The following is a 26,250-nucleotide window of genomic DNA, read 5'->3' as shown; positions in this document are numbered from 1 at the left end:
GTTGTATATTACACGGGCAAAACAATTTGCTGCACAGCTTCTTCAAACTGCGCCAACTCCGCCCGCATTTCGTTTAAGTAGCTTTCCGCCTCGTTTTTAAGTTGTGGAATCAGTCGCTGGTAGTACGAAATTCCCTCCAAAAGATTGGCCTTGAACAACTGCAGCGACCGAAGTTTTTTGGTCGTAAGTTGTTCGGTATTTTTCTTTAAATCTTTCTCAAAATAGTCGATATACATCCGAAGTTCGTTCACAAACAAATTGGAACGCTTCACCGAATTGAGCAAATTAGTACGCCCATAAATGTGATCCACCATTTGTTTAAAGGTAAATATCCCTGAAAAGTACGCCAAATTAGGCCCTGGGCATACCGACACTGCTTTTAAGTTGTGAGCGGGAGCAAGGCCGTCTTTCAACAAGGCCGAAGCACCTAACCCTTCACAAAGACAATCTTTTTCGATTACCGTCGCAAGTTGTGTTTCGTAGTCGGTGGTAGGTAGCCCTTGTTCTTGCAATTGCTTGATTTTGAGGTGCTGGTACTGGCGAGATGCGGCACAAATAGGGATTTCGGTAAACTCGGTGTTGGACACCAAAAATTTTTTGTAGCAGGGGCTTCCAGGGCGGTTTTTGGCAATGCGTTTTTCAATTTGCAAGTGCGCGGAGCTTTTGCGGAAATTGTTAAACGGAATCCCAAGCGGCGACGCGTGGCTCAAGTAATAATCGTCGGGCTTGGCCGTGGCGAGTTGATGAAGCGTGACCTCATCGACGCTGGTTGCTTCTGGAACCAACAAAAACGGACTCCCCCAGCCAGTGGCGTCGGCTTGGTAGTAGTCGAGCAAAAACTGGTTTTCGTTGGCCGTGCCAATGCCTCCTTGTACCGTAATCCTAAGGTGAGGAACGGCCGCAAAGGTGGGTACTCCCTTGGCAGTTAGGGCTTGGTTGCAAAGTGCCCAAAGTTCTTCGGCAAGGGCTTCGCGGTTGTTTTTGAACTCCTCCATGATGGGGCCTAACAACAAGCCGTCGGTAGCGAACGCGTGTCCGCCGCAGTTGAGGCCCGATTCAATCCGAAATTCGGAAACCCACAGACCTTTTTTTGCCAATATTTTTCCTTGCGTAAGTGCCGAACGGTAGTCGCTTACTTTTAGGATAATTTTTTTCTTCAACTGCCCCGTTTCGTCGGGTAAAAAGTCGGGGAAGGTGTCGATGTAGGCGTACAAACGCGGGTTATAACCCGCCGAAAATACCACTGACGATTCCAACTCGCTAGTCGCAAATCCGCGTAAGCTCGACAACGCATCCGAAAACTCTTTTGGAAGCATTTCGCCGTCTTTGGTGTAGGTATTACGATCGACTTTGGACATAATATTGACATCAATAGCTCCCGCTTTTACTTCACTCCGAAGCTGTTCTTGAAGCTCTATTTTGGCAGGGCCGTCTTCGAGCGTTGTCATCTTTTGGTAAATAAGCTTGACGGGTGAGTCGTCAGGAAGTAGCTCAAAGTACTTCACGAGGTCGTTTCCAAGGGAAAAAGGAAGATTTCGTAACGTTTCGATTTGTTGTTTGACGATACGATTGACCAAGTTGAGGTACGACGCAATCCGACGCGCGCGGTAATCTTCTTCGTGGGGAGCGATGGGTGAAAAAGAATCGTTTACCCACGGACTGTATAATTCGCGGAGGCGTTCCATGAGTTCGTCTTCGATGATTGAAATCACGGATGAAATCCCGTAACGAGCGACTTTAATGGGCGTTTCCATTGTAAACCCCAGCCCCATGACAGGAATATGAAAGGTGTGTTGTTTGGCCATGTGAAAGCAGTTGTTAGTAAAATCAAAAACATAGATACGCAAGCATACCTCTTCAAAAGTCGCGATATTCTGCGGGGGAAAAGATGACGTAGATCAGGAAAAGTAGGATTAAAAACGTAGGCAGGTGAATTTTTTAGCCTCCGAATGAGTTTGTAGAATAGCTAATAGTCTATCGAATGTGTTAGTTTATTTCCCAAAACAAAATCCTAAAAACTCAAATGAAAAAAGTCGCTGTACTTCTTTTGTCCCTCATTTCGTTGGGGTCAATGGCGCAAGGAATCAAGACGCCTGCTCCTAGTCCAACCCAAACCCTCAAGCAAGATTTTGCTCTTTCTTCTATCGAAATCAACTACTCACGCCCTGCTGCGAAAGGCCGTAAAGTATTTGGTGACTTAGTGCCTTTCGGAAAAATCTGGAGAACAGGTGCCAATGGCGCTACAAAAATTACGTTTGGCGAAGATGTAAAAGTAGGTGGAATGCCCGTAAAAGCAGGTTCGTATGCTATCTATTCAGTGCCTAATGCCAACGAATGGGAAATCATCATCAACAAAGGTGCAAACAATTCAGGTTTGACAGGTTACAAAACGGAAGACGATGTAGCTCGTTTTAAAGTGAAGCCAATGCAGTTGCCAATGAACATCGAATCGTTCACAATTATGTTGGGCAATTTGACGGCTTCATCGGCAAGTGTACAAATTTTGTGGGAGACGACAGCGGTTGAATTCCCTGTTGTAGCCGATATCGACAGCAAAATTATGGCGCAAATCAACTCAGCCATGACTGTAGATAGCCGTCCCTATTTCCAAGCGGCTAGTTATTATTTCGACAACGGAAAAGACATCAACAAAGCGTTGGAGTGGGCAAATAAAGCGGTAGAAGCGCAGCCTACGGCGTTTTGGGTGTTGCACTTGAAAGCGAAAGTTCAAGCAAAAGCAGGTGACAAAGCAGGCGCAAAATCAACTGCTATGAAGTCTATTGAATTGGCCAAAGAAGCTAAAAATGACGATTACGTAGTACTTAATCAGAAGTTGATTGCTACACTTTAGTCTTTAAATGAGTTAGTTGGAGGTATCATCACCTCCAACTAACTCTCAGTATTTCCCTTCTATTTTTTCTTCCGTTTTTTCTTATCAGTCGGAGCAGGTTCTGGGGCAGGTTGTTCAACGGGCGGAACCACCGTCAAATCTTTCACGCGAATGTTGCGGAAACGAACCACATCGCCGTGGCCCAAAAAGCCGATGTATCCCGAAGTACGGTTCAAACCTGGGTGGTCGCGGTGGTCGGCAGTTCCATTTTTAGAAGCTTCGGCTAGGTCGCCATCCAAAATGACCGTTCCGTTGAGGGTTACTTTTATTTTTGATCCTTTTACTACTACTTCTTGGTAGTTCCATTGTCCAAGCGGTTTGTGGAATCCTCGTTTGGCAGGAATAATTCCGTAAGCCGAGCCGTGGTACTGGTAAGGCTGCAACGACTTATAAATCTCCGCGTCATTGTCCAAAATCTGTAATTCAGTCATGCCCACATAAGCCGCATCACCTTGAAGTGGAGCGCGTATTCCTAGGCCGTTATTGGCGCCAGGTGTTAGTTGGAACTCAAAACGGAACTCAAAATCGCTGTATTCGTCTTTGGTATAAAGATTGCCTTTGCCACCACGATTAGGATAAATCACCATATCGCCGTTTTCGATGATATAGTCTGTGGTGTTTCCTTGCCATTCAAACATGTTGGTGCCATCAAACAACACCTTAAAACCATCTTTTTTCTCTTGTTCACTCAATACAAATGGCTCAGGACTAGGCAATTCTTTGACATAAATGTCGCGGTAGGCAACCAACGTACCATGGGCTTGAAGCTCAAGCTGTTCGCTGGCAAAAATGGGAAGTTTTCTGTCCCAATAATTTTCCAAAATCACGTTGTCCACCACTAATTCGCCGTTCAAATACACCGTTACGCGGTCGCCTTTCATGATAATACGGAAGGTGTTCCAATCACCAATCGCGTTATCGGCTACTTTGAGTGGCTTGCTTGGGTTCTTTTGGTTGTTGTACAATCCTCCCGAGCCAACTTGCGCACCCACCTCTACGCGTGAGGTATCCCAAACTTGTACTTGCGGGGAGCCGCGTAAATAAATACCAGCATCGCCTTTAGGTTCTATTTTCCAGTCCACAAACATCTCAAAATCGCGGTATTTTTTCACCGTGCATAGGTTATCGCCGTGACCCGTAAACACCAAATCTCCATCTTTGACAATCCAGCCTTTGCGCATGTTTTCGTCGGCTTTGAGTTGCTTGGCGGCGAGTGTATCGGGGTGCATTTTGGCGCGGGCAATTGGGTTGGCTACCAATCCTTTCCAACCTGTTAGGTCTTTCCCGTTAAACAACGAAACAAAGCCATCTCCCGCAGGAAGCTCGGCCAAGTGTTTACGAACAGCCTCTTTCTGCGCATCGCTAGAGGCAAAATTGAGGGCTTTGTTAAGGTAAGAACGGACGGTCGTACCGTTGAAGTCTTTGTTGGATAGCGCAGCATTGATGACCACTTGCGCGGCCGTTTGCTGGAGTGAAGCATCATCTAAGTAAGGTCCTGCCAGCAAGAGCGCATTGAACGTACGGTTGCGTACCAATTCTTTCAATACACTTTCTTTTTGTGCTGATGTTTTGGCAATAGACAAAGCTTCGCGCAGTGAAAGGACACGTTGGGTAGGATTTTGTTTTGACGCCGTTACCGCGCGGATAATTCCTGCCACGGCTTGCTCGGTGAAAGAGGCGTCTGTTGTGCTTTTTCCAATGTTATGCAACTCAGGAATGGCACTTACATCCGACCAGTTGGCCAATGCTGCCAGTGCTGCTTGTTGGGCTGAACTTGAGCCATTGGTAAAAGAAGAACTTACGAATTGCAACGCTTTACGGGTGCCAATGTTGGCCAAAACGCGCAAGTAAGTGGGCTTTTTCTCCGCACTGACGTTGTTGATTTGACCCAATAAAAGTTGGGTTTGTTGATTAGTGTTTCCTGTACCTTTGAGGGCAGCTGTGATGGCTTCTTGGGTGGCAAGCAGCTCAGTAGGTGCCGAAACCGTGCCTAATAGTTCGTACAAGGTTGGTAAATCCTTCGGCATCGAAACGCGCTTGAGGGCGGAAAAAGCCGCATTTTTAACGCTGGGGTCGTTATTTTTTAATTGTCCCATCACCACATCAATTTTTGAATCAGCCGCGCGGGCAGCCAAAAACTCAAGCAAAGCCACTTGGGCGTTGGCTGGAAGGGTTGGGAGTGCTGTTGCTACTTGATTGACCACATTGTCTCCTTTGAGCGACAAAAGCGCCGTTTTTACGGCCTTCACTTCGTCGTCTGAGCTTTTTTTCAAGACGTCCAATAAGTTCTTTAAGACGCTTTCTTGGCCAATCTTTGCGGAAGCACCAATCGCCGCAATTTTAACTACGCTTACTTTGCTAGAAAGTTGTTTGAGGAGAGCAGGGAGGGCCGTTTTGGCCTCTGCTTGCCCCAACATCGTAATCACCTCGGCTTGGGCTTCGGGTTTGAAACGTGGCAAAGCCGCGATCCATTGTTGCGTATTGGCAGGGGTAAGGAACTTTTGAGCCAGTTTCAAAGCGGCAATTCGCTCCTCAATGGCAGGACTAGCTACTGCTTTTTGGAGAGTTGGGACGCTCAATGCTCCCTGCGCATCGGCCAAAATTTTCAAGGCAGCTGTGCGAGTAGGAGTTTGTTTGGCGGAGATGGCACTCTTTAAGAGCGCAGTGGCACTTTTAACAGCCAGAGCTTTTTGCCCATTTTCAACTAACCGCTCCAAATACACTAAATAAGATGAAGTAGCATTGGTGACGTCGTAGGTATAGTTGGCTTTTGCTGCGGCATTCGATAACGTATATGCAGAGGAGTTACCCCCAATTTGGGCCAAAGCGTAAAGTGTTACCTTTTGTAAATTGCCCGTGGTACCCGCCGCGATTCGCTCAATGGCAGGGGCGGCATCGCTTACTTTGGCGTCGCCAAGGGCTTCGATGAGGGAGATTTGTGCCTCACCCGTTGCGGTGGAAAGCGCTTGGTTCAAGGCTTTTGTTGCTTGAGCGGTTCCAATTTTACCAAGAGCGCGTGCGGCAGGGCCACTCAATTGTGCGTCTGTCAAGTAGTTGGCCAACGTGCCTACGACCTCGTCTTTTCCCACTTGTTGAAGTTGAAAAATCAGAAAAGCTTGGTTGTTTTTATCGCTCACGCGGGGCAGGGCTTCGGAGTAGGCTTCGGCCGCCATTTTCCGCCATTCTTCCTTGCCAGCTTGGGTAACGTAATACGTAAAGCCACCCACTGCATATTGTACTTTTGCGTGTTCCGCCTTATCGGGTGATGAGAGTTGGGAAGCCAACGCCGTGATTCCAGTTTTGCCAAGTGCCGTCATGTCATCCATGTTTTTTTGCTGCTGTTTGGCGTTTTGGGAGGGAAATTGCCGTAAAATATTGGTAATTCGGGTATCCACCTGCGCCATGACGGCGGTGGTACTTAGCCAGAGTCCTAAAAGTAAATGTATGGTATATTTCATAGAAAGTCGAAGTTGTGTCTGTTATCTGTGTATTTGTTAACCGTTATCTGTGTATTTGTTAACTGTAAGTTGTGAAAAACTTTATTTTGGGTAAACGATTAACGATTAACGATTAACGATTAACGATTAACGATTAACGATTAACGATTAACGATTTTTACATAGTCCAAGGGCCGCGCATGGGTTGGTCGATGAGGCGATTGGCTCCTTCGTCGTCCACAAAAAGTTGCTTAATAGGGTCAAACTTGAGCGAGCGACCCAAACGCAATGCCGTTAATCCCATGTTGACAATCGTGCAAGAACGGTGGCCGTTTTCTTCGTTGAGCGCAAATTTTTGACGTTTTCTTACCGCCTCGGCAAAGTCAGTTACTTGAGGTTCAGGGTCGGGGAAAGCGGCTAATTTTTTCTCCAAATCAGGAATATCTGACCTGAAATTGGGGTAAAGTTTACCTTTAGGACCTTCGATATATGGAACGTTTTCGTCTTTTCCTTCGCCGTCGAGGATGATTTTACAGCCGTCGGCGTAGGTGTATTCGATGCGTCGCCAAGTGCCTACGGCGTCCGTATGTTGCTGTGGCGCATCTATTTCTACGCTAATGGGGCTGGTATCGTCTTTGCCTAGGAAATACTGGATAGGGTCTAAATAATGCTGCCCCATGTCGCCTAAACCACCGCCGTCGTAGTCCCAGTAACCACGGAAGGTATTATGGACGCGGTGGGCGTTGTAGGGTTTGTATTGCGCAGGGCCGAGCCACATGTCGTAGTCGAGGTCGGCGGGAACGGGTTCGGGCGTTAGGTCGGTTTTACCTACCCAGTAAAACTTCCAATCGAAGCCCGTGTGGCGGCTTACGGTGACCTTGAGCGGCCAACCCAATAGCCCACTTTCTACCAGTTTTTTGATGGGCCGAACGGTAGAGTTCATGCCATAAAAGTTGGATTCAAACCGAAACCAAGTATTGAGGCGGAAAATCCGACCGTGTTGCTGCACGGCTTCCACCAGGCGTTTTCCTTCGCCGATGGTTCGGGTCATGGGTTTTTCGCACCATACGTCCTTGCCAGCGCGGGCGGCGTCGGCGGCAATGATACCGTGCCAGTGGGGGGGAGTCGCCACGTGAACAATATCCACTTCGGGTAGTTGAATCAGTTCTCGGTAATCCCCAAAGGTTTTGACGCCAGAGGCATTGGAGCCTAGCTCGTCGAGGGCCAGTTTGATGTGTCGTTTGTCCACATCGCACACGGCCACTACCCGCGTTCCTGCGTACGGAATGTGGCCACGGCCCATGCCGCCTACGCCGACGATTCCTTTGGTAAGTTGGTCGCTAGGAGCGAGATAGCCTTTGCCCAGCACGTGCCGAGGCACAATAGAAAATGTGGCTAAGGTAGCCAGCGAACCTTTGAGAAATTTTCTCCGAGAAGTCTGTGAGGTCATAGCAGATAGTCAATTAGGTGCTTATGTCAGTAAGGCAACAGTGACTATACATTACTCATTTTTTTTAAAATAAGGCCAATGGTTATTGAAGAAAAATAGAAAAGGGGAAAGGGCTAACCCTTCGGATTTTGTGTATCTCACTTCTCAAAGTAAATGTGCAATATCGGACAGGTCTTTTGGTCTGCCTGTTATTTTCTTGTCTGCTATTAAGTCCTCGCGACTTATGAATGGAATCTCAAGCTCATTTCCAGTAAAGATTTCTCTCCTGATATACGATTCGCTGAATTTTAAAGGAGCATTTATTCGAGGTAAGCAATCGAGCGTGTAATTATCAAATTCAAACTTGAAAAACGATTTTTTCGGATCTGGATTAACCTCATTAAGATAGAAAGTTATATCCTTTCCGAGGTCTTTTACAGCGTTAAGAAGAGAATAGTAATTTTCATAATTCGGGTTGTACCAAATATCAATATCAGGTTTTTCAGTAATTTCACCAGCGATATTAGTAGAAAGTCTGCTGTGGCCATAGAAAGCGACTGCCATGCCTCCAACAACTAAGAATTGTACATGGTGCTTATTTAAAGATGTGAAGATGGAGGAAATAGAGCTATCACTCATACTATCATTTAGAGGTAGGCTTACGGCTTTTTGAAGCTATTTTTTTTGCATGCTCCTCCCTAACAAACCCCATAAAGGTATCAAACATAGTATGGCGTTCCATTACTTCAGTAGCATTAGTTGGGTTTATTGAAGTAGAGTTGATTTTCATTTCATGAAAGCTACTGTATTTTTCTTTCTTTTTCATGTAAAAGTCATTTTTCTTTTGTACAAATATATAAAATAAGTGGGGAAAGCACTTATAACGTGAATCACAAACACAGCCTATCTTCTCGAAGACAGGCTGTGTCCATTTGCTTACTTAGGCGTGGCGTAAATATTAATGGTTTTTTTCCATTTTGTAATTTCTTCCTTGGTGTTGATTGGAATAACCTCGGCCGTTGTTTCAAACTCTTCAACGTAATAAATTTCGTACCCGTGTTGGGCAATCGTAGTAAAAAGCTCCATTTTGTCAGCATCGGAGTTTTTTCCAAAGCTCTCAGCAACAATCACGGGTTTATACTGGGCAATCAAATCAGCAATCGACTTGAGAATTTCTTTGTCATAGCCTTCGGTATCTACCTTAATAAACGACAACTTAGGCAACCATTCGGCATAATTTTTTTCTAAAAATTGCTTCATTGGCACCCCTTTGATTTTTTCGGGATGAATAAATTTGCCATGACGACTCTCTTTGGTGGGTGAAATCCCTCCGTTGACAAACGAGGCTTCGGACGAAATAAAATAAAACTCCTCTTCTTGCACCGAAATAGCAAACGGTAAAGGGTGAATCGTTGCCTTATCCTGATTTAGTAGGGTATTTTCCTGTAGAATTTTAAAGACGTACGGATTTGGGTCAAACCCTAAAACAAGACCTTTCTGACCAGCAGCTAAGCCCATCGGAACGGTAGTATCTCCGATGTTGGCACCAATATCAATGGCCAAATCCCCTTCTTTGATAAACTGACGGAAAAAATCTACCGTTTCTTGTTTCAGCCCAAGTGGTGTCACAAAAGGATTTGTCCATTCAGCAAAGTCAACTTTACCTTCTTTTTCCAAATGATATTGATGAATATGTGACGGGTACTCTTTGGTAAAACGTCGAGCAATTTTTCGCCGAAACGAATTTTTTAAATACTTGAGCATGTAGAGTATAATGGTTTTAATACAGTATTTGAATTCGGAGATAAGCTACAGGTTTTTCTTGATATAAACTAATAATACTTTTTATTTTAATTGTTAGGTAATAAAAAAGCCTGTCTCCTCAAAGACAGGCTTTCAAATATAAAATCGTTGGGGATTAGCCTTGCGATAATGCTTCGGCACCACCCACGATTTCGAGGATTTCTTTGGTAATGGCCGCTTGGCGTGAGCGGTTGTATTCCAAACGCAACGCTTTCAAAAGCTCTTGGGCGTTGTCGGTGGCTTTGTCCATCGCCGTCATACGCGCACCGTGTTCCGACGCATTCGATTCGAGTACGGCACGGTACAATTGAATTTTGAGCGTTTTAGGAATCAAATCTTGCACGATTTGCTCTTCTGATGGCTCAAATACGTAGTTAGCACCCGAAGCGGATACATTTTGTGATGCTGTTTCGTCAGCGACGATTGGCAAAAACTGCTCGGTACGGATGATTTGGGTTGCAACGTTTTTAAATTCGTTGAAAACCACTTCTACCGCGTCGTATTTTCCAGCTTCAAAGTCAGCCATGATGCTTTCAGCGGCTTCTTTTACGACGCCAAAGCTCAAACGAGTATATACATCCATGTAGGTTGTATTTACGTTGAAGCCCCTGCGTTGAAATGCCTCACCCCCTTTTTTTCCCAACGCCAAAATTTCTACGTTGCCTTTGGCAGCTTGCGTAGCGTATTTTTCGTTGATGAGCAGGTTGGCGGCTTTAGCGATATTGGAATTGAACGCCCCACAAAGGCCACGGTCAGAAGTAACAGTGACAATCAACACTTTTTCTACCGAACGGACCTGCTTAAATGGGCTTTCTGCGGCGGTTTCAGCTCCTGCTGATACCGTTGCAAGCATTTCGCTCAACTTCTTAGCGTAAGGGCGCATCTGAATGATGGCATCTTGCGCACGGCGAAGTTTAGCGGCGGCCACCATTTTCATGGCCTTCGTAATTTGTTGCGTCGAGTTAACCGACGTGATTCTACTGCGAACTTCCTTCAGTGAAGCCATTGTGTGTTACCGTTAACTGTTATTTGTTAATAGTTTCCGTACAGGATAAAACTATTTAAACTTACTGCTTTTTACTTGGTTTTTCTCAGCCAAATACTCGACCCTCGTCCGCGCGTGGCGTAGGTTGGCATGTGCTGAGACAACCATTCTGAATGAAACGTTTGAAGAAAATCGTTGTAAAACAATACCTCAAACTGGTTTTGGTACATCAAAAACGCCCGCATCATGTAAGCTTCGTTCCAGCCAAAACGCCCGTTTCCGTCGATTACCCACGCTTTGGGATACTCAAAAGGATAAAATACGTCGTGAACGTGAACGATGACCCCAGGTTGGAGGCGAGGGAATATCTCAAACAAGAAATAGTTGACGTCGCTTCCTGTTTTTGAGACGTGGGTCGAATCAATAAACAGGATGTCGTTTTCGCCTAATTGCTCAAAATACGTCACAGGAATATCTTGCAATGTTTTTTCAAAAATGGTTGTCTGTTGGCGGTCGGCGGGTGTCAACAACGAATACAAACGGTCGGGATAAGGCTCAATAAACGTGAACTTTACGCTTTGGTTCAAAAACCGTTCGTTGGTATCCAACATCACAGCCGACGAAAACCCAGACCCTGCTTCAATGATGTGCTTGGGCTTAAAGTGCCGCATCATGCAATGCAGCGTGGTGGCGTCGGCGTGAATAAAATATTTGTTAACAAAATAATACCGAAAGCCTTCTTGGGGGTTGTCCGTAAACGGAACACTCCCAAAGTAAGACGAGGCAAACGTCTGCATCAAGGCGACTTGCGCTTCTTCGCGAAGATCAATACCTGGCAACGTCCGTGGCGGAGGTGTGGGGTAAATCTGTTCTTCACGTTTACGTATTTCGTCCACCGATACAATTGGGCTATAGAAATGCCCTGCGGGTACCCGTGTGCGATATTTTCCGATAAATCGGGCTACGTCCCCAATGAGGGGCGTAGCCTTTACGATTTCTTTGATGCGAGACATTCGATATGAACCTGCTAATGCAGTAAATTAAGCGTATTTAGGAGCGAGTTCGCGACCTAGTTTCTTGATAGTATCTGTTACTGAATCGTCCAATTTGCCAGCAGCCAATGCTTTCAACACTTCTGGATGCGAAGCTTTCAATTGGTGGATAAATTCGGTTTCAAATTCTTTTACTTTTGAAACGTTTACTTTATCCAATACGCCGTTGATAGAAGCATAGATAATCGCTACTTGGTCGCCTACACTTACTGGTGAGAATTGACCTTGTTTCAAGATTTCTTGGTTGCGGCGACCACGGTCGATGGTCAATTTAGTAGAAGCATCAAGGTCTGAACCAAACTTGGCAAACGCTTCCAATTCACGGAACTGCGCTTGGTCAAGTTTAAGCGTACCTGCTACTTTCTTCATTGACTTGATCTGTGCGTTACCACCCACGCGTGATACCGAGATACCTACGTTGATGGCTGGACGGATACCTGCGTTGAAGAGGTTAGACTCCAAGAAAATTTGACCGTCCGTAATTGAGATTACGTTGGTTGGAATATACGCCGATACGTCACCCGCTTGTGTTTCAATGATTGGAAGGGCGGTCAATGAACCACCGCCTTTTACTTTGTCTTTCAACGAAGGTGGCAAGTCGTTCATGTTTTTCGCAATTTCGTCCGACGTGTTGATTTTCGCGGCACGTTCTAGCAAACGGCTGTGAAGATAGAATACGTCTCCTGGATAAGCTTCGCGGCCTGGTGGGCGACGGAGCAAAAGAGATACCTCGCGGTAAGCAACGGCTTGTTTTGACAAGTCATCGTAAACTACCAAAGCAGGACGGCCAGTATCGCGGAAATATTCCCCGATGGCAGCACCCGTAAACGGTGCAAAGAACTGCATTGGTGATGGATCTGCTGCTGACGCCGAAACGATAACAGTGTAGTCCATTGCTCCATAACGACGGAGGGTAGCTTCTACTTGCTTCACGGTAGAGGCTTTCTGACCGCAAGCTACGTAGATACAATATACTGGCTCACCTTTGTCGTAGAATTCTTTCTGGTTGATGATGGTATCGATACAAACGGCTGTTTTACCCGTTTGACGGTCACCAATCACCAATTCGCGTTGGCCACGTCCGATAGGAATCATGGCGTCGATTGATTTGATACCTGTTTGAAGAGGCTCAGTTACAGGCTGACGATAGATAACCCCTGGTGCTTTACGCTCAAGTGGCATTTCGTACGTTTCACCTTGGATAGGTCCCATACCGTCGATAGGTTCCGCAAGCGTGTTTACTACACGTCCGATGATTCCTTCACCTACTTTTACAGAGGCGATTTCGCCAGTACGTTTTACGGTATCACCTTCTTTGATTTCGGACGATTCGCCGAGCAATACCGCTCCGACGTTATCTTCTTCGAGGTTGAGGGCAAGGGCTTTGAGGCCATTTGCAAACACGAGAAGCTCTCCTGCTTGTACTTTGGTAAGGCCATAGATACGGGCTACACCGTCACCTATTTGGAGCACCGTACCTACTTCTTCGAGTTGGGCGTCGGTTTTGGCTCCTGCCAATTGTTCCCGAAGTATCGCCGAAACCTCATCCGGTCTTACAGCTACCATATTATGATATAAAGTTTATAGTGATTCATAAATTTGCCGCAAAATTAACGATAAATTTTCTTTGATAATACGAGAGTGTATAAAAAATGTACAATTTTTTGCTAAATATTGGGTAGATGCTCCTGTGAGACCAAACAGCCTATTTTTGAGGTTAAAATTACGGAGCATAACTATTGAAGGATTAAACCACCTACAGAGGCTAATTTGAGAGGGTATCGGGAAAATTTTATTTTGGATGCACTTTTTCTTGTACCTTTGAACGTCTTTTGTTACCCCAAAAAATTCGACACCAATCCAAAGGTGGTATGAACCCAGTCGTCGTTGTTATTCCCATTTATAAATCCAACTTTACTGTTCACGAGCAGATTGCTTTTACCCAATGCTTAAAAGTTTTAGCCGAACATCCCATTAAAATCGTAAAGCCGCAGTCGCTGAACCTTGACTATTTACAGAAACTTCATCCTCAATTACAGTTTGAACCTTTTACGGACGATTATTTTAAAAGTGTTCAGACGTACAACCGATTGATGCTTTCGACGGAGTTCTACGAACGCTTTTTGAGTTACGAGTATTTGCTTATTTATCAGCTGGATGCGTTTGTATTTCGGGACGAACTGCTAGAGTGGTGTAAAAAAGGGTATGATTACATCGGGGCGCCTTGGCGGATTGAGCGAGATTTTTCGTCGGTTACGGATAAGCTCATTTTTCGTCTCAAAAAGCAATTGGCGATTTGGCTGGATTTGCGTGATAAAAACCGAAACAACCAACCGTTGGATATTGTTCTCAAAATGACCGTAGGTAACGGCGGGTTTTCGCTTCGTAAGGTTCAAAAAATGCTTGACATTGTACGTGCTCAGCGTCCTACAATTGAGCGTTATTTAGCGGGAAAAGGCTCTTTTTATAATGAAGACGTCTTTTTTTGCCTTGAAATGAACCGATACTTCCAGCGGGTACGGGTACCTCATTGGCGCGAAGCTTTGCGGTTTGCCGTGGAAGATATGCCGACAAAATCGTTTAATCTCAACGACCAACAGCTCCCTTTTGGCTGTCATGCGTGGGATATCCATGAACTGGAGTTTTGGAAAGAAAAATTTCACCAACTGGGTTATACTTTTTAAATAACGAACGATACCTCATTAATGAAGCGATATTACAGCGGAACCCCTCGCGAAACAATTCCGATGCGTTTGACCGATTTTTTTATAGATGCCTATGCCAAATGGTTCTATAAAAAAAGAAAACGTGCTTCTATTTCGAGTGCCCCAAAGGTATTGGTGGCTTCGTTGGGGCACATGGGGGATGCCTTGACGGTTTCATATATGTTTCCGCTAATTCGTCAAAAATACCCTGATGCCATTATTGATGTACTGACCCCTACTTGGTGTAAGGTAGTAAGTGAATGCAATCCTTTCGTTCGTCAAATCATTTGCATCGACCACTTTCTAAGCAATCGAGCAAAGGTGAGTGATTGGCAAAAGATGAAGCAGTTTTATGCAACATTCAAGAAAGCAATTGCAGTATTGAAAGGTGAAGAGTACGATTATTACATCGACGTCCGTACTTCAAATGCGGTTTCTCATTTTATTCTACCTTTTACCCAAGTAAAAAAAGCGATTGGGTTTAATCGCAGAGGGCAAGGTGGATTGCTCGATGTGGAATTGACTCTGCCCGAAAATACGTGTTTTCACCATTTCGATACCTACGCAGCCTTGCTGAAAGAAATGGGTATTGAGGCAATATTGGAAGAAGTAAAACCGTATTTCCCCATTTTACCTACTATTTCGTGGGAGACAATTGGGGTAAAATTCCCCACGCCGTTGACAGAGCCGTATGTGATGCTATTTCCTGAAACTGGGGAACCGCATCGACAAATGAGCCTCTCGTTTTGGGCGGATATTGTGAAACGGTTGTTGCAAGAATCTCCCTTCTCGGTGGTTTTTTGTGGTCAAACGGATTTGTCTTCAAAAATTATTGATGAAATAACACAGACAACAGGGGAATCTGAGCGACTTATCAATGCGTCTCGGTTATTGTCCATTCATGAGTTGGCGTACGTCGCCAACGAGGCAACTTACGCCTTAACCCTCGATTCTTTCCCTGAACATTTAACGTGTATTTTTTGTAAAACCATCACGATTTATCGGGTTTCGGGCTTGCCGTTTTTCCCGATTGCTAATTTTCCTGCATTGCTCTTCCACGGGCATCAACCCAGCGTAGGCATAGAATACGTCCGCAAAAATGTTGAAATTCACTACTATCCTGAAACGGATATTCCTGAAGTGAAGAACAAGATTGCGGAACGAATACTGCTAGAGAAAGTAGTTAGCTAATCGGGTTGTGAGCAATCTTTTGCACTTGTTTTCGAGTTTTGAGAAACCCTCAGCACGGTGAGTCGGGTTTCTCAAAACCCGACTGATTTACCACTCAAACAAATACTCTCCACTCCCTACTTCCAATGCCCCTTCTGTAAGCTTGAGACGTTGGGCTTGAGCAAGTTGATTTAACTTCTCCGCCCCAATGGCAGGAAGTTTGACAAGGGCTTTTGAATTGGCAGGTACGCTTATTTTTAAGGTCATTTTTCCGTTTTGTTGCTCCCACGACGAAGCTATCGTTCCGTACGGAGATTCATAGGTAGCTTTGGTCGAAGTGAATCCGCCGCCAGGTTTGGGTGCAATCACAAATTTTTTGAAACCAGGCTCTACCAAATCAATTCCTGCCATGTTCTGATACATCCAATCGCCAATGGCACCGTAGGCATAATGGTTGTAGGAGTTCATGCTAACATCCTGAAAACTTCCGTCGGGTTTGATACCGTCCCAGCGCTCCCAAATCGTAGTTGCACCTTTTTTGACGGGGTAGAGCCACGAAGGATACGTTTCTTGATTGAGTAGGTCGTAAGCAACGTCGTTTTTGCCAAAACGAGTCAGGACGTGGCACAAATAAGGCGTACCCAAGAAGCCCGTAGTGAGGTGGTTGCCGTGTCGCTTGATGTCTTGTACGAGGCGCTCAACGGCCTGTGGACGAAGATTTTCGGGTAATAAATCGAAATGAAGTGCCAACACGTAGGCTGTTTGGGTATTGCAAACCAACCGACCATTGGGCGAAACGTATTCTTGCAAAAAGGCTTTTTTGATGTTTTGGAACAATTCCCCATACAATACCGCATCCGTGGCTTTGCCTAAGGTAAGTGCGGCTTTGGACGTTAGGTTGGCCGAATGAGCAAAAAAGGCCGTGGCGATAAAATCATTGTCGGTTACAGGTTCTCCAAATTGTGCAGCGCCTCGGTACGAGAGCCAATCGCCGAAGTGTTCGCCGTTGGTCCAGAGGAGCTTAGTGCCTGCATTTTTGCGAACATACTCTACCCATTTTTTCATGGATTCGTATTGAGTTTCCAACAAACGACGGTCAGAATACACTTGATAAAGCGTCCAAGGGGCAATCGTGGCGACATCGGCCCAGCCTGCCGATGACTTGATGTCGTCGGGGTTTTTGTTTTGAATCACATCGGGCACAACGTGCGGTACACCGCCGTTGGGCTTTTGGTCAATGGCCACGTCGCGTAGCCATTTGGTAAAAAAGCCTGCCACTTCTTTGTTGAACGTAGCGGTACGAACAAATGCTTGGGCGTCGCCTGTCCAGCCTAGGCGCTCATCACGCTGCGGACAATCGGTGGGTACGTCCACAAAATTGCCAATTTGTCCCCAAACAATGTTTTTTTGGAGTTGATTGACCAGTGGTTTTGACGTTTCAAACGTCCCTGAATTGGGGAAATCGGAGTGAATGACTACACCTGTGAGGTTATCGAGGGTGGGCGGATTGGGAAGCCCTTCGATGCGGGCGTAGCGAAAACCCATGAACGTAAAACGAGGTTCATAGACTTCGATGCTGTCGCCTTTCAGGGTGTAATTGAGTTCACATTTGGCCGAGCGGAGGTTGGCGGTGTAAAAATTGCCTTTTTGGTCGAGGACTTCGGCGTGGGCAATACGAATTTTGGTGCCAGCAGGGCCTTGCACGCGCAACCGAACCCATCCTACCATATTTTGGCCAAAATCATAAACGGTTTCTCCCGCTGGTGTCGTAAACACCTTGAGGGGTTTCAACTCTTGGGTACGGCGTACGGGCGGACCAGCGGGGGCAATGAGGTTGTCTTTGGGGTAATTACCAAGCCGAACGTTCCACCACGCACTTTCGTCGAACCCTACGGCTGCCCAGCCTTTTTTCTCCAAACGTGCGTCGTAGGTTTCGCCGTTGTAGAGGTCGTTTTCGCGGATGGGGCCGTTGTTGTTGGCTTTCCACGTTTCGTCGGTACCAATGATTTGTTCGGTTCCGTCTTCGTATTTAATCACCAATTGACTCAGCAGGGCGACGCGTTCACCCCAGACGTTGCGGTTGTTTTCCCACACCAAATAGCCACGGTACCAGCCATCACCCAGCATGGCGCCTATCGCATTGTTTCCTGCTTGAATAAATGCTGTGACATTGTAAGTAAAATACTGAATACGAGACTGGTAGGCCGTCCAGCCTGGGCTGAGGACGTCTTTGCCGATGCGTTGGCCGTTGATGTACATTTCGTTGAGTCCACGGCTGGTGACGTACAAACGGGCAGAGGCTATCTTGCCTTTGGGTTTGGTGACAAACTCTTTACGGATAAGCGAAGCGGGCTGTTGTTTCTTGAAATCAATTCCTTCTTTTTCGGGTTCAATCCACTTGGCTTGCCAGTCAGAAGCGGCGAGAAGCCCCATTTCAAAGAAATTGACGGCCGATTCGGCTACGTTTCCGTAATTATCGGTGACTTTGACTTTCCAAAAATACCGTTGGCGACTTTGGAGGTTAGGGCCTTGGTAATCAATGAGATGAGACGCGTCAGAAACAACCTCGCCCGATTGCCAAATGAGCCCTTTTTTGGAAAATTTATCGTCTTTTGAGACTTGGATTTGATACGATTTTTGAAGGGTATTGCGCTCCTTGGAAAATAGTTTCCAGCTAAAACGAGGCAAAAAGGCATCAATACCAACGGGGTTGGTTTTGTACTCTACCCGCAGCTGCTCAACGCGCAAAGGGGAGGGTGGGGGCGTTTGTCCAATTACCGAAAGCGACAAACACAAAAAGAACAACAAAAAGCGGTTCATTGGGGAAAACGATTGATTTACTAGATAAAGGTCAAATGGGGAGTAATCTACACAAGAGACCTCCGAAGAATACAAAAAAAGCGGCGGCCAGTTTCAAACCGACCGCCGCTTTTCGCCGTGTAGAGGGTTGCTTACAACCCGACCGTATTTGTAGTAGAGGGTTGTGAGCAACCCTCTCACTTTAGTGCTTAAAGTGACGAACGCCCGTTGTCACCATCGCCATGCCGTTGGCGTCGCAGTATTCAATCGAATCTTTGTCGCGGATAGAGCCACCTGGTTGTACCACTGCGGTAACACCTGCATTGTGCGCGATTTCGACGCAGTCAGCAAACGGGAAGAACGCATCCGAAGCCATTACTGAACCTTTCAATTCAAAGCCAAACGATTTTGCTTTTTCAATCGCCTGACGAAGAGCATCCACGCGCGAAGTTTGACCCGTCCCACTCGCAAGAAGTTGGTTTTCGTTGGCCAATACAATCGTGTTTGATTTGGTATGTTTACACACTTTCAACGCAAATTCTAATGCTTTTACTTCCGCATCCGTAGGAGCTACTTTCGTCACGGTTGTAAACTGAGAAGCCGTTTCTACTACCAAATCTTTGTCTTGTTCGAGCACCCCGTTGAGGATGGTTTTGAACATTTTGGTAGGTAACTCAATGTTTTTACGCTGGAGAAGAATGCGGTTTTTCTTTGATTGCAACAACGCCAACGCGTCTGCTTCGTAGGCAGGAGCAATCAAAATCTCCATGAAGAGCTTGTTAAGTTCTTCAGCTGTGGCCAAGTCCACGGTTGTATTGGTAATAATTACCCCTCCGAAAGCCGAAACTGGGTCGCAGGCCAAGGCATTTACGTAAGCCTGATGAGCAGTGGCAGCCGTTGCTACGCCGCAAGCATTGGTATGTTTGATAATTGCAAAAGTTGGTTCATCGCCAAACTCGTCGATGAGAGAAACGCAAGCGTCAACATCGACTAAGTTGTTGTACGACAACTCTTTTCCGTGAAGTTTGTCGAACATCGCATCCAAATCCCCGTAAAATGTCGCGGCTTGGTGCGGGTTTTCGCCATAGCGAAGGGTAGCCCCAGCCCCCCAGCCCCCAATGGGGGAGCCTTCTTTCACCCCCATTGGGGGCTGGGGGGCTATAAACCACTGATTAATCGCAGTGTCGTAATGGCTGGTAGTGGCAAATGCTTCTTGTGCATAACGACGACGGTCGGCGAGGTCGGTAGCACCGCCTTTTTCAGTAAGAATGTTGAGTACGTCAGCGTATTGATTCCGCGATGAAACGATGAGTGAATCTTGGAAGTTTTTAGCCCCTGCCCGAATCAATGAAATACCTCCAATGTCGATTTTTTCGATGATGTCTTCGGCACTTGCCCCCGACGCAACAGTTTCCTCAAAAGGATACAAATCGACAACCACCAAGTCAATTGATGGAATGTTGAACTGAGCCGCTTGGGCCAAGTCGCCAGCGTCGTCACGACGGTACAAAATACCTCCAAAAACAGCAGGGTGAAGCGTTTTTACGCGGCCTCCGAAAATAGAAGGGTAGCCTGTAAGGTCTTCCACCGCAGTCACAGGAATTCCCATGTTTTCGATGAACGTCTGTGTTCCACCCGTTGAGTACAGCTTTACGCCGTGTTGGTGGAGGAGTCTTACGATTGGTTCAAGACCGTCTTTGTAATAAACCGAAAGTAAGGCCGATTGGATTTTTTTCATTGGATTGGGAGTTTGCGCACTTCAAATGGTTGCTTCTAAATCGTGTTTTTTGGTTTAAAATACTTTGATTATTAGGCAATTAGTGCGGTATGTAGTGGTAAAATAACTAGGGATGACTTAGTTGTAAAAAATGAAGTCGCAAAATTACGGCTTTTATAACAAAAAATCGCCTTGTCGATGAAGACAAAGGCGGTTTTTAGGGTAAAAAATGAGAATAAATTACCAAATTTTTACTCGATTGGCTTCTGGACGGTACATTTTGTCGCCAGGTTGTACACCAAATGCTTTGTAAAATGGCTCAAAATTGGACAACGGGCCATTGGCGCGGAACTGCCCTGGAGAGTGTGGGTCGGTGTTGACTCTCAAGCGAAGGGCTTCGTCGCGGAGTTTGGCCCGCCAAATTTGCCCAAACGCCAAAAAGAAACGTTGTTCAGGCGTAAAACCGTCGATTTTTTCGTTGCCTTTGCCTTGCTTCGTAAACGTTTTGAAGGCTTCGTAAGCGACCGAAAGACCACCAATATCGGCAATGTTTTCGCCTAATGTCAACTGACCTTTTACGTGCAAATTATCCAAAACCGTAAAACTGTCGTACTGGTCAATCACCACTTGGGCGCGTTGTTTAAACTGGTCGTTGTCGTCTTTTTTCCACCAATTTTTGAGCATTCCCATGTAGTTGTATTGTCGTCCTTGGTCGTCGAATCCGTGCGTCATTTCGTGGCCAATCACGGCACCGATGGCACCGTAGTTGAAGGCATCGTCGGCTTCTGGGTCAAAGAAAGGCCATTGCAAAATCCCCGCTGGAAACGCGATTTCGTTGCGCAATGGGCTGTAGTAGGCGTTCACCGTTGGCGGCGTCATACCCCATTCAGTTTTATCAACGGATTTGCCCAAACGACCCAACATTTCTTCGTAACGCCATTTGCCAAAGGCTCGCACGTTGCCATAGAAATCGTTGCGTTTTACGTTAACGCCTTCGTACGTTTTCCATTTAGACGGGTAGCCAATTTTGGGCGTAAATGCCTTGAGTTTTCGGAGGGCTTCTACTTTGGTTTCAGCGGTCATCCAGTCGAGTTCGTTGATGCGTTTTTCAAACACTTTTTGCAGGTTTGCTACCAACTCATCCATGCGTTTTTTCGCTTCTGGTTTGAAGTGTTTTTCCACGTAAAGCTGCCCCAACAAATCGCCCGCGAGGTTGTCGGTAAGGCTCGAAATGCGTTTCCAGCGGTCTTGTTGCATTTTTTGTCCGTTGAGGGTTTTGCCACTGTATTCAAAACTAGCTTCTACAAAAGGTTTGCTGAGGTAGTTGGCCGCGCCACTAATCACCGAAAACTTCATTTTGGCTTTTAACGTTTCGATGTTGGCTTTGGGCAACCACTCGTTGAGGGCTTCGTAGTATTTGGGTTGGGCTACAATGATGCTGTCGGTTTTCATGCGCATCGTCGTTAGTCCATTCACCAAGTTGAGATTAGGTACTTTGGCGGCAAAATCTTTGGTGGCAAATTTGTTGTACATCGCTACGGGATTTCTCATTTCGATGCGACCCATGTGCGAAGTAGCGATTTGGGTTTCTAAGGCCAAAATATCGTCGGCCAACTGTTGGGCTTTGGCGGCATCGGTGCCCGTGAGAGTAAACAGCGTCGCGATGTATTTTTTGTAAGCATTCCGAACCTTGATAGTAGGCTCGTCGGCTTTGGTGTAATAGTCTTTTTCAGGAAGTCCTGTGCCCGTTTGGCGCATACTTACGATGTATGTATCGGGGTTTTTGGCATCTTGACCAATACCTGCACCAATAAACGTACTTCCTCCGTCTTGGGGGTGAGTGGCCGAATAACGGAGTAAATCTTCGTAGTTTTTGATTTTGTCGATTTCGGCCAAAATAGGCTTAATGGGTTCGTAGCCAAGCTTTTCGATGGCAAGGGTGTCCATGCCCGACGCAAAAAAATCACCAACGCGCTGTTTTACACTTCCCCTGGGAGATTTGCTCGCGGCGGCTTCTTCCAAAATAGCTTTGAGGTTTTTGGAATTGCTATCACGAAGAATATTGAACGAACCCCAAGCCGTTTCGGAGGCAGGAATCTCAGTTTTTTTCAACCAGCTACCGTTGGCATACAAAAAGAAGTCCTCGCGTGGGCTAACGCTCAAATCCATGCCCGAGAGGTCAAGACCTTTGTTGGGTTTGGGGTCGTCTGATTTGATGAATGCGACAGAAAGTGCTCCTGCGAGCATCCAACTAGCCGTAAATCGTAATTTTTCCATTTTTGGGTTGTTAGTTTGAATGATTATTGGGCAAAATTCCTCAATACCAAATGAAAACCGATGGCGTATGGTCTATTTTATGTACTAACCCGACGATTTTGTCGATAAATCAGTCTTTTATATCATGCTCCAACCACCCCAAGGTAAAATTAAAAACTTCCAATTTTTGAGGTTCATTGTGAATTTCGTGGTACATACTCTGCCATTTTTTGTAAGTGACTGAGCCACCAACCCGCTGTGCAAACTCTTCGCTGGCGGGTTGAGAAGTAAGCAAGTCCTCGTCGCCGTGCATGATGAGGGTCGGGATGGGCATAGGTTTTTCGTACGAATTGAGAAAAGCAGCGGCTTCAAGTAGTCCAATGCTCGCGGAGGCAGTGATGGTACCGTGAACCAACGGATCATTTTTATAGGCTTCTACCACGGCGGGGTCTTTGGAAATATGGTCTTGTATCAAGCCACTTCCTTGCGAAAATCCTGGGAGCACCTTGCGAAAAAGTTTACCGATGGTCACTAAAATAGGCTTCGGTTCAAACGCCAGTCGAATCCACGGGCCAGTGGCAATCACGCCTTTGAGGGCAGGTTTGCGACGAAGGGAGTAATTAAGCACCAAATTTCCCCCCATTGAGTGCCCGTAGAGATAGATAGGAAGCTGAGGTACTTGTTGTTTGGCATAGTTGAGAAGGGTTTCAATGTCATTGAGATAAACATCATAAGTAGGAGCGTGCCCACGTTTCCCTCCCGATTTACCGTGGCCTCGGTTGTCCATTGAAACGACGGAATAGCCGTTTTGGTTAAAAAAATCAGCAAAATGGGCGTAGCGACCACTGTGTTCGCCAAATCCGTGAATGAGTACGATGACTGCTTTGGGGGAAGGTGCGAGCCAAGCGCGGGCAAAAAGCGAGGTGCCTTCGCTGGCCGTGAGGGTAGTAGTAATTTCAGACATGGTTAAGGAGTTTTTGGGGGAAGATACAGAATTTGCGTCTATATCCATTCTAAAACACATAGAGCACATTAGAATTTTCACATAGAAAACATAGCTCTGTTCTCTATGTGGAAATTCTATCTGAACTATGTGTTTACAAAGTAACTGAAGCAATTGATTGAGTGAGAAAAAGAGACTCCACGCCTTTTATAAATGGAAAGGCTAGATTTGATTTTTGAAGAAAACAAAAAAATGAAATCAAAATGGATACTGACGGGGGCTGCGGCGGTTGTGCTGTTGAGTTCCTTTTCGTTTTTAGGGATTTTTAGTCACCAAATCAATTTTAATGAGGAGGTAAAACCCATTTTGAACAAGCACTGCATGGCGTGCCACGGTGGGGTCAAAAAAGCAGGAGGCGTGAGTTTTTTGTTTGAAAAAGACATGTACGACCCTGCCAAATCGGGAAAACCTCCTGTGGTGGCAGGTGACGCCGAGGAGAGTGAAATGATGCGTCGAATTTTGCTTCCCGAAGGCCACGAAGATAAAATGCCTAAAGACGGTCCTCCACTTTCAACCGAAGAAGTCGAGATTCTTACCAAATGGATTGACCAAGGCGCTAAGTGGGGCAACCATTGGGCGTACAACCGAGTCGAACGGCCAAGTGTGCCTTCTGTTGGCAGTTTTTGGGCGCGATTGGGCTTGACCGACGATGATGAAACGCGTTGGGCTAAAAACGAAATTGACCACTTTGTGCTGGAAAAACTGCGCGAACAGCAGCTCAAACCTGCTCCCGAAGCCGACCGCGCCACGCTCATTCGTCGAGTGAGCTTGGACTTGACGGGCTTGCCACCGACGGATGCCCAAGTACAGCGATTTTTGAAAGATACTTCTCCCAAAGCCTACGAAAATTTAGTGGATTCGCTCTTGGCTTCGTCGGGCTACGGGGAGCGCTGGGCGGGAATGTGGCTCGATTTGGCCCGTTATGCCGATACCAAAGGCTACGAACGCGACCCTGGGCGGAGCATTTGGCGTTACCGCGATTGGCTCATCAAGGCGTTTAACGAAGACAAACCGTACGACAAGTTTGTGGTGGAGCAACTCGCGGGTGATTTGTTGCCTAACCCCACCGATGCTCAGTTGATTGCGACTGGTTTTCACCGCAATACCATGAACAACGACGAAGGGGGAACGCAAGACGAAGAGTTTCGGGTGGCGGCGGTTATCGACCGAGTAAATACGACTTGGGACGTTTTTCAGGGAACGACGTTTGGATGTGTGCAATGTCACAGTCACCCGTATGACCCGTTTACCCACGAGGAATACTACAAATACTTGGCGTTTTTTAATAATACCCGCGACGAAGACGTGACGAGTGATACGCCGACGCTGCGTTTTTATGGAAAAGAAGACTCGGTGCGGATTGTAAAAATTGAGCAGTGGATAAAAGCGCATCAAGGGCAAAAAGGGGTGAAATTGCCCGATTTTCAGCGTTTTGCGCGGATTATGGAGCCGAAGGTCAATTCGCACGATTTTGACCAACACGTCAATGCGTCGTTGCTAGATGCAAAATACTTCGGTATCCAAGACCAAGGAACGGCGCGCTGGCCGAATGTGACGCTGACTGGTAAAAATAGGTTATTGCTGAACATCGGTACCAATGCTGAAAATGCGCTTTTGCAACTTCACCAAGATAGTATCAAAGGAAAAGTGATTCTTTCGCTCGAATTATCTAAAGTGGGAGATACCGTGATGGTGCTGCCTGTAGCGTCTGATGGAGGGAAACATTCGCTATTTTGGACGCTGCATAGCCCCAAAACCCCCAAAGAATGGGTAAAAATAAAGTGGGCGGCGTTTCAAGAAGCTTTGCCAGGGAAAGACGAAGCAGGCTTTACTGATGTTGAAAAATTGTACGCCGAAATTCTAACGGGTGGGGTGGAAAGTACGCCCATTATGTACGATGGACACGGCGATTTGGCGCGTACGACACACGTCTTTGAGCGAGGCAACTGGACGGTCAAGGGCAAGAAAGTAAACCCTGACGTGCCAAATCTCTTTAGAGAATCTGGGGAAAAAACCGCTTCTATGAAAAACCGCTTGGATTTGGCCCAATGGATGACTTCGCGCGAGCATCCGCTTACAGCACGCGTGGCGGTAAATCGGATTTGGGAACAATTGTTTGGGACAGGTATTGTGGAAACGGTGGAGGATTTTGGCTCACAAGGAATTACCCCCACCCACCAAGAATTACTGGACTGGCTGTCGGTGGAGTTGATGGAAACGCACCAATGGAGCCTCAAAAAACTGCTCAAACAAATCACGCTTTCGGCCACTTACCGACAAAGTACTGCCGTCACTCCCGAAAAATTAGCCCAAGACCCCTTCAACAAATGGTTGTCGCGGGGGCCACGGGCGCGTCTTTCGGCCGAGCAAATTCGTGACCAATTGCTGGCTACCAGTGGTTTGTTGTCGCATAAAATGTACGGACGTAGCGTGATGCCCTTGCAGCCCGATAATATTTGGCTTTCGCCCTACGATGGGGCAAAATGGCAACTGAGCGCAGGCGAAGACCGCTACCGTCGAGCGTTATATACTTATTGGAAACGGACGGCTCCTTATCCGTCGATGGTGATGTTTGATGCCCCCAGTCGGGAGTTTTGTCAAGTAAGGCGCATCCGAACCAACACGCCATTGCAGGCATTGGTAACGCTCAACGACCCCGTGTATTTGGAGGCAGCGCACTGTTTTTCGGAAGCTATTGCGGCGAAGTATGCGAGTCCGCAGGAGCAAATTCGCGAAGCCTACCGCCGTTTGACGTACCAATCCATCTCTCCCAAACGTTTACAAGTTTTGCTTAATTTGTATAACAAGTCATTGGCAAACTATCGAAAAGATACTGGTGCAACGAAGAAGCTTTTGGCCAACGATGGCAACGCCACGCCCGAACTGGCGGCTCTGACTGTCACGGCAAATGCCATGCTTAATTTGGACGAAGTAGTGACAAAACCATAAAGTAGTGACGAATGTCAAATGCAGAATGTCGAGTTTAGAGTGCAGAATGTCGAAT

17 protein-coding genes are annotated in these 26,250 nt (G+C 46.4%); 4 read left to right on the top strand and 13 right to left on the bottom strand.

Annotated features, from left to right (window positions below; genetic code table 11):
* Positions 1-8: 8 nt before the first annotated feature.
* Entirely contained in the window at positions 9-1,805 is a 1,797-nt protein-coding gene (locus tag DTQ70_RS20575; RefSeq protein WP_122932555.1) for a hypothetical protein, read from the bottom strand.
* 218 nt (positions 1,806-2,023) lie between these two features.
* Here DTQ70_RS20575 and DTQ70_RS20570 point away from each other — a divergent pair, with 218 nt between their 5' ends.
* Positions 2,024-2,851 (top strand): DUF2911 domain-containing protein, encoded by an 828-nt coding sequence (locus DTQ70_RS20570; RefSeq protein WP_122932554.1) that lies wholly within the window; start codon positions 2,024-2,026, stop codon positions 2,849-2,851.
* A gap of 59 nt (positions 2,852-2,910) precedes the next feature.
* Here DTQ70_RS20570 and DTQ70_RS20565 read toward each other — a convergent pair whose 3' ends face one another.
* The 8 genes from DTQ70_RS20565 to atpA all read right to left on the bottom strand — a co-directional run bounded on the left by DTQ70_RS20565 (position 2,911) and on the right by atpA (position 13,162).
* Positions 2,911-6,348 (bottom strand): DUF1080 domain-containing protein, encoded by a 3,438-nt coding sequence (locus tag DTQ70_RS20565; RefSeq protein ID WP_122932553.1) that lies wholly within the window; start codon positions 6,346-6,348, stop codon positions 2,911-2,913.
* Positions 6,349-6,505: 157 nt separating this feature from the next.
* On the bottom strand, positions 6,506-7,777 hold the full coding sequence (locus DTQ70_RS20560; RefSeq protein WP_122932552.1) for a Gfo/Idh/MocA family oxidoreductase: 1,272 nt from the start codon (positions 7,775-7,777) through the stop codon (positions 6,506-6,508).
* Positions 7,778-7,921: 144 nt separating this feature from the next.
* Positions 7,922-8,395, bottom strand: a complete 474-nt coding sequence (locus tag DTQ70_RS20555; RefSeq protein WP_122932551.1) for a nucleotidyl transferase AbiEii/AbiGii toxin family protein — start codon at positions 8,393-8,395, stop codon at positions 7,922-7,924.
* A gap of 4 nt (positions 8,396-8,399) precedes the next feature.
* Complete coding sequence (locus DTQ70_RS20550) at positions 8,400-8,582, bottom strand: hypothetical protein (RefSeq protein ID WP_122932550.1); 183 nt, start codon at positions 8,580-8,582, stop codon at positions 8,400-8,402.
* Positions 8,583-8,692: 110 nt separating this feature from the next.
* The gene (locus tag DTQ70_RS20545) at positions 8,693-9,520 is read right to left on the bottom strand and encodes an FkbM family methyltransferase (RefSeq protein WP_122932549.1); all 828 of its coding nucleotides are present in this window, start codon (positions 9,518-9,520) and stop codon (positions 8,693-8,695) included.
* A gap of 154 nt (positions 9,521-9,674) precedes the next feature.
* A complete protein-coding gene (atpG, locus tag DTQ70_RS20540) occupies positions 9,675-10,565 on the bottom strand; it encodes an ATP synthase F1 subunit gamma (RefSeq protein WP_028523885.1) in 891 nt (296 codons plus the stop codon).
* Between the two features lie 71 nt (positions 10,566-10,636).
* Positions 10,637-11,557, bottom strand: a complete 921-nt coding sequence (locus DTQ70_RS20535) for a class I SAM-dependent methyltransferase (protein WP_122932548.1) — start codon at positions 11,555-11,557, stop codon at positions 10,637-10,639.
* A gap of 27 nt (positions 11,558-11,584) precedes the next feature.
* Entirely contained in the window at positions 11,585-13,162 is a 1,578-nt protein-coding gene (atpA, locus tag DTQ70_RS20530) for a F0F1 ATP synthase subunit alpha (protein WP_122932547.1), read from the bottom strand.
* A 305-nt stretch (positions 13,163-13,467) separates the two neighbouring features.
* Between atpA and DTQ70_RS20525 the strand changes: the two genes are divergently transcribed.
* The gene (locus tag DTQ70_RS20525) at positions 13,468-14,280 is read left to right on the top strand and encodes a DUF5672 family protein (RefSeq protein ID WP_122934497.1); all 813 of its coding nucleotides are present in this window, start codon (positions 13,468-13,470) and stop codon (positions 14,278-14,280) included.
* A gap of 21 nt (positions 14,281-14,301) precedes the next feature.
* Positions 14,302-15,492: a glycosyltransferase family 9 protein gene (locus tag DTQ70_RS20520; protein WP_122932546.1), complete on the top strand. Its 1,191-nt coding sequence runs from the start codon at positions 14,302-14,304 to the stop codon at positions 15,490-15,492.
* A gap of 87 nt (positions 15,493-15,579) precedes the next feature.
* Here DTQ70_RS20520 and DTQ70_RS20515 read toward each other — a convergent pair whose 3' ends face one another.
* The 4 genes from DTQ70_RS20515 to DTQ70_RS20500 form a co-directional block, all read right to left on the bottom strand.
* A complete protein-coding gene (locus DTQ70_RS20515; protein ID WP_122932545.1) occupies positions 15,580-18,291 on the bottom strand; it encodes a glycoside hydrolase family 78 protein in 2,712 nt (903 codons plus the stop codon).
* Between the two features lie 181 nt (positions 18,292-18,472).
* The gene (gene purH / locus DTQ70_RS20510; protein ID WP_122932544.1) at positions 18,473-20,008 is read right to left on the bottom strand and encodes a bifunctional phosphoribosylaminoimidazolecarboxamide formyltransferase/IMP cyclohydrolase; all 1,536 of its coding nucleotides are present in this window, start codon (positions 20,006-20,008) and stop codon (positions 18,473-18,475) included.
* Positions 20,009-20,227: 219 nt separating this feature from the next.
* The gene (locus tag DTQ70_RS20505) at positions 20,228-22,264 is read right to left on the bottom strand and encodes a M13 family metallopeptidase (RefSeq protein ID WP_122932543.1); all 2,037 of its coding nucleotides are present in this window, start codon (positions 22,262-22,264) and stop codon (positions 20,228-20,230) included.
* A 109-nt stretch (positions 22,265-22,373) separates the two neighbouring features.
* Positions 22,374-23,207 carry an alpha/beta hydrolase gene (locus tag DTQ70_RS20500; protein ID WP_122932542.1) on the bottom strand — a complete coding sequence of 278 codons (834 nt, stop codon included), beginning with the start codon at positions 23,205-23,207 and terminating at the stop codon, positions 22,374-22,376.
* 231 nt (positions 23,208-23,438) lie between these two features.
* Here DTQ70_RS20500 and DTQ70_RS20495 point away from each other — a divergent pair, with 231 nt between their 5' ends.
* Positions 23,439-26,195 carry a DUF1553 domain-containing protein gene (locus DTQ70_RS20495; protein WP_122934496.1) on the top strand — a complete coding sequence of 919 codons (2,757 nt, stop codon included), beginning with the start codon at positions 23,439-23,441 and terminating at the stop codon, positions 26,193-26,195.
* The last annotated feature ends 55 nt before the right edge of the window (positions 26,196-26,250 follow it).

Origin of the sequence: Runella sp. SP2, assembly GCF_003711225.1 — a bacterium.
Taxonomy (GTDB): Bacteria; Bacteroidota; Bacteroidia; order Cytophagales; family Spirosomataceae; genus Runella.
Note: the sequence above shows the minus strand (reverse complement) of the source record. Positions and strands in the feature narration are given on the sequence as shown.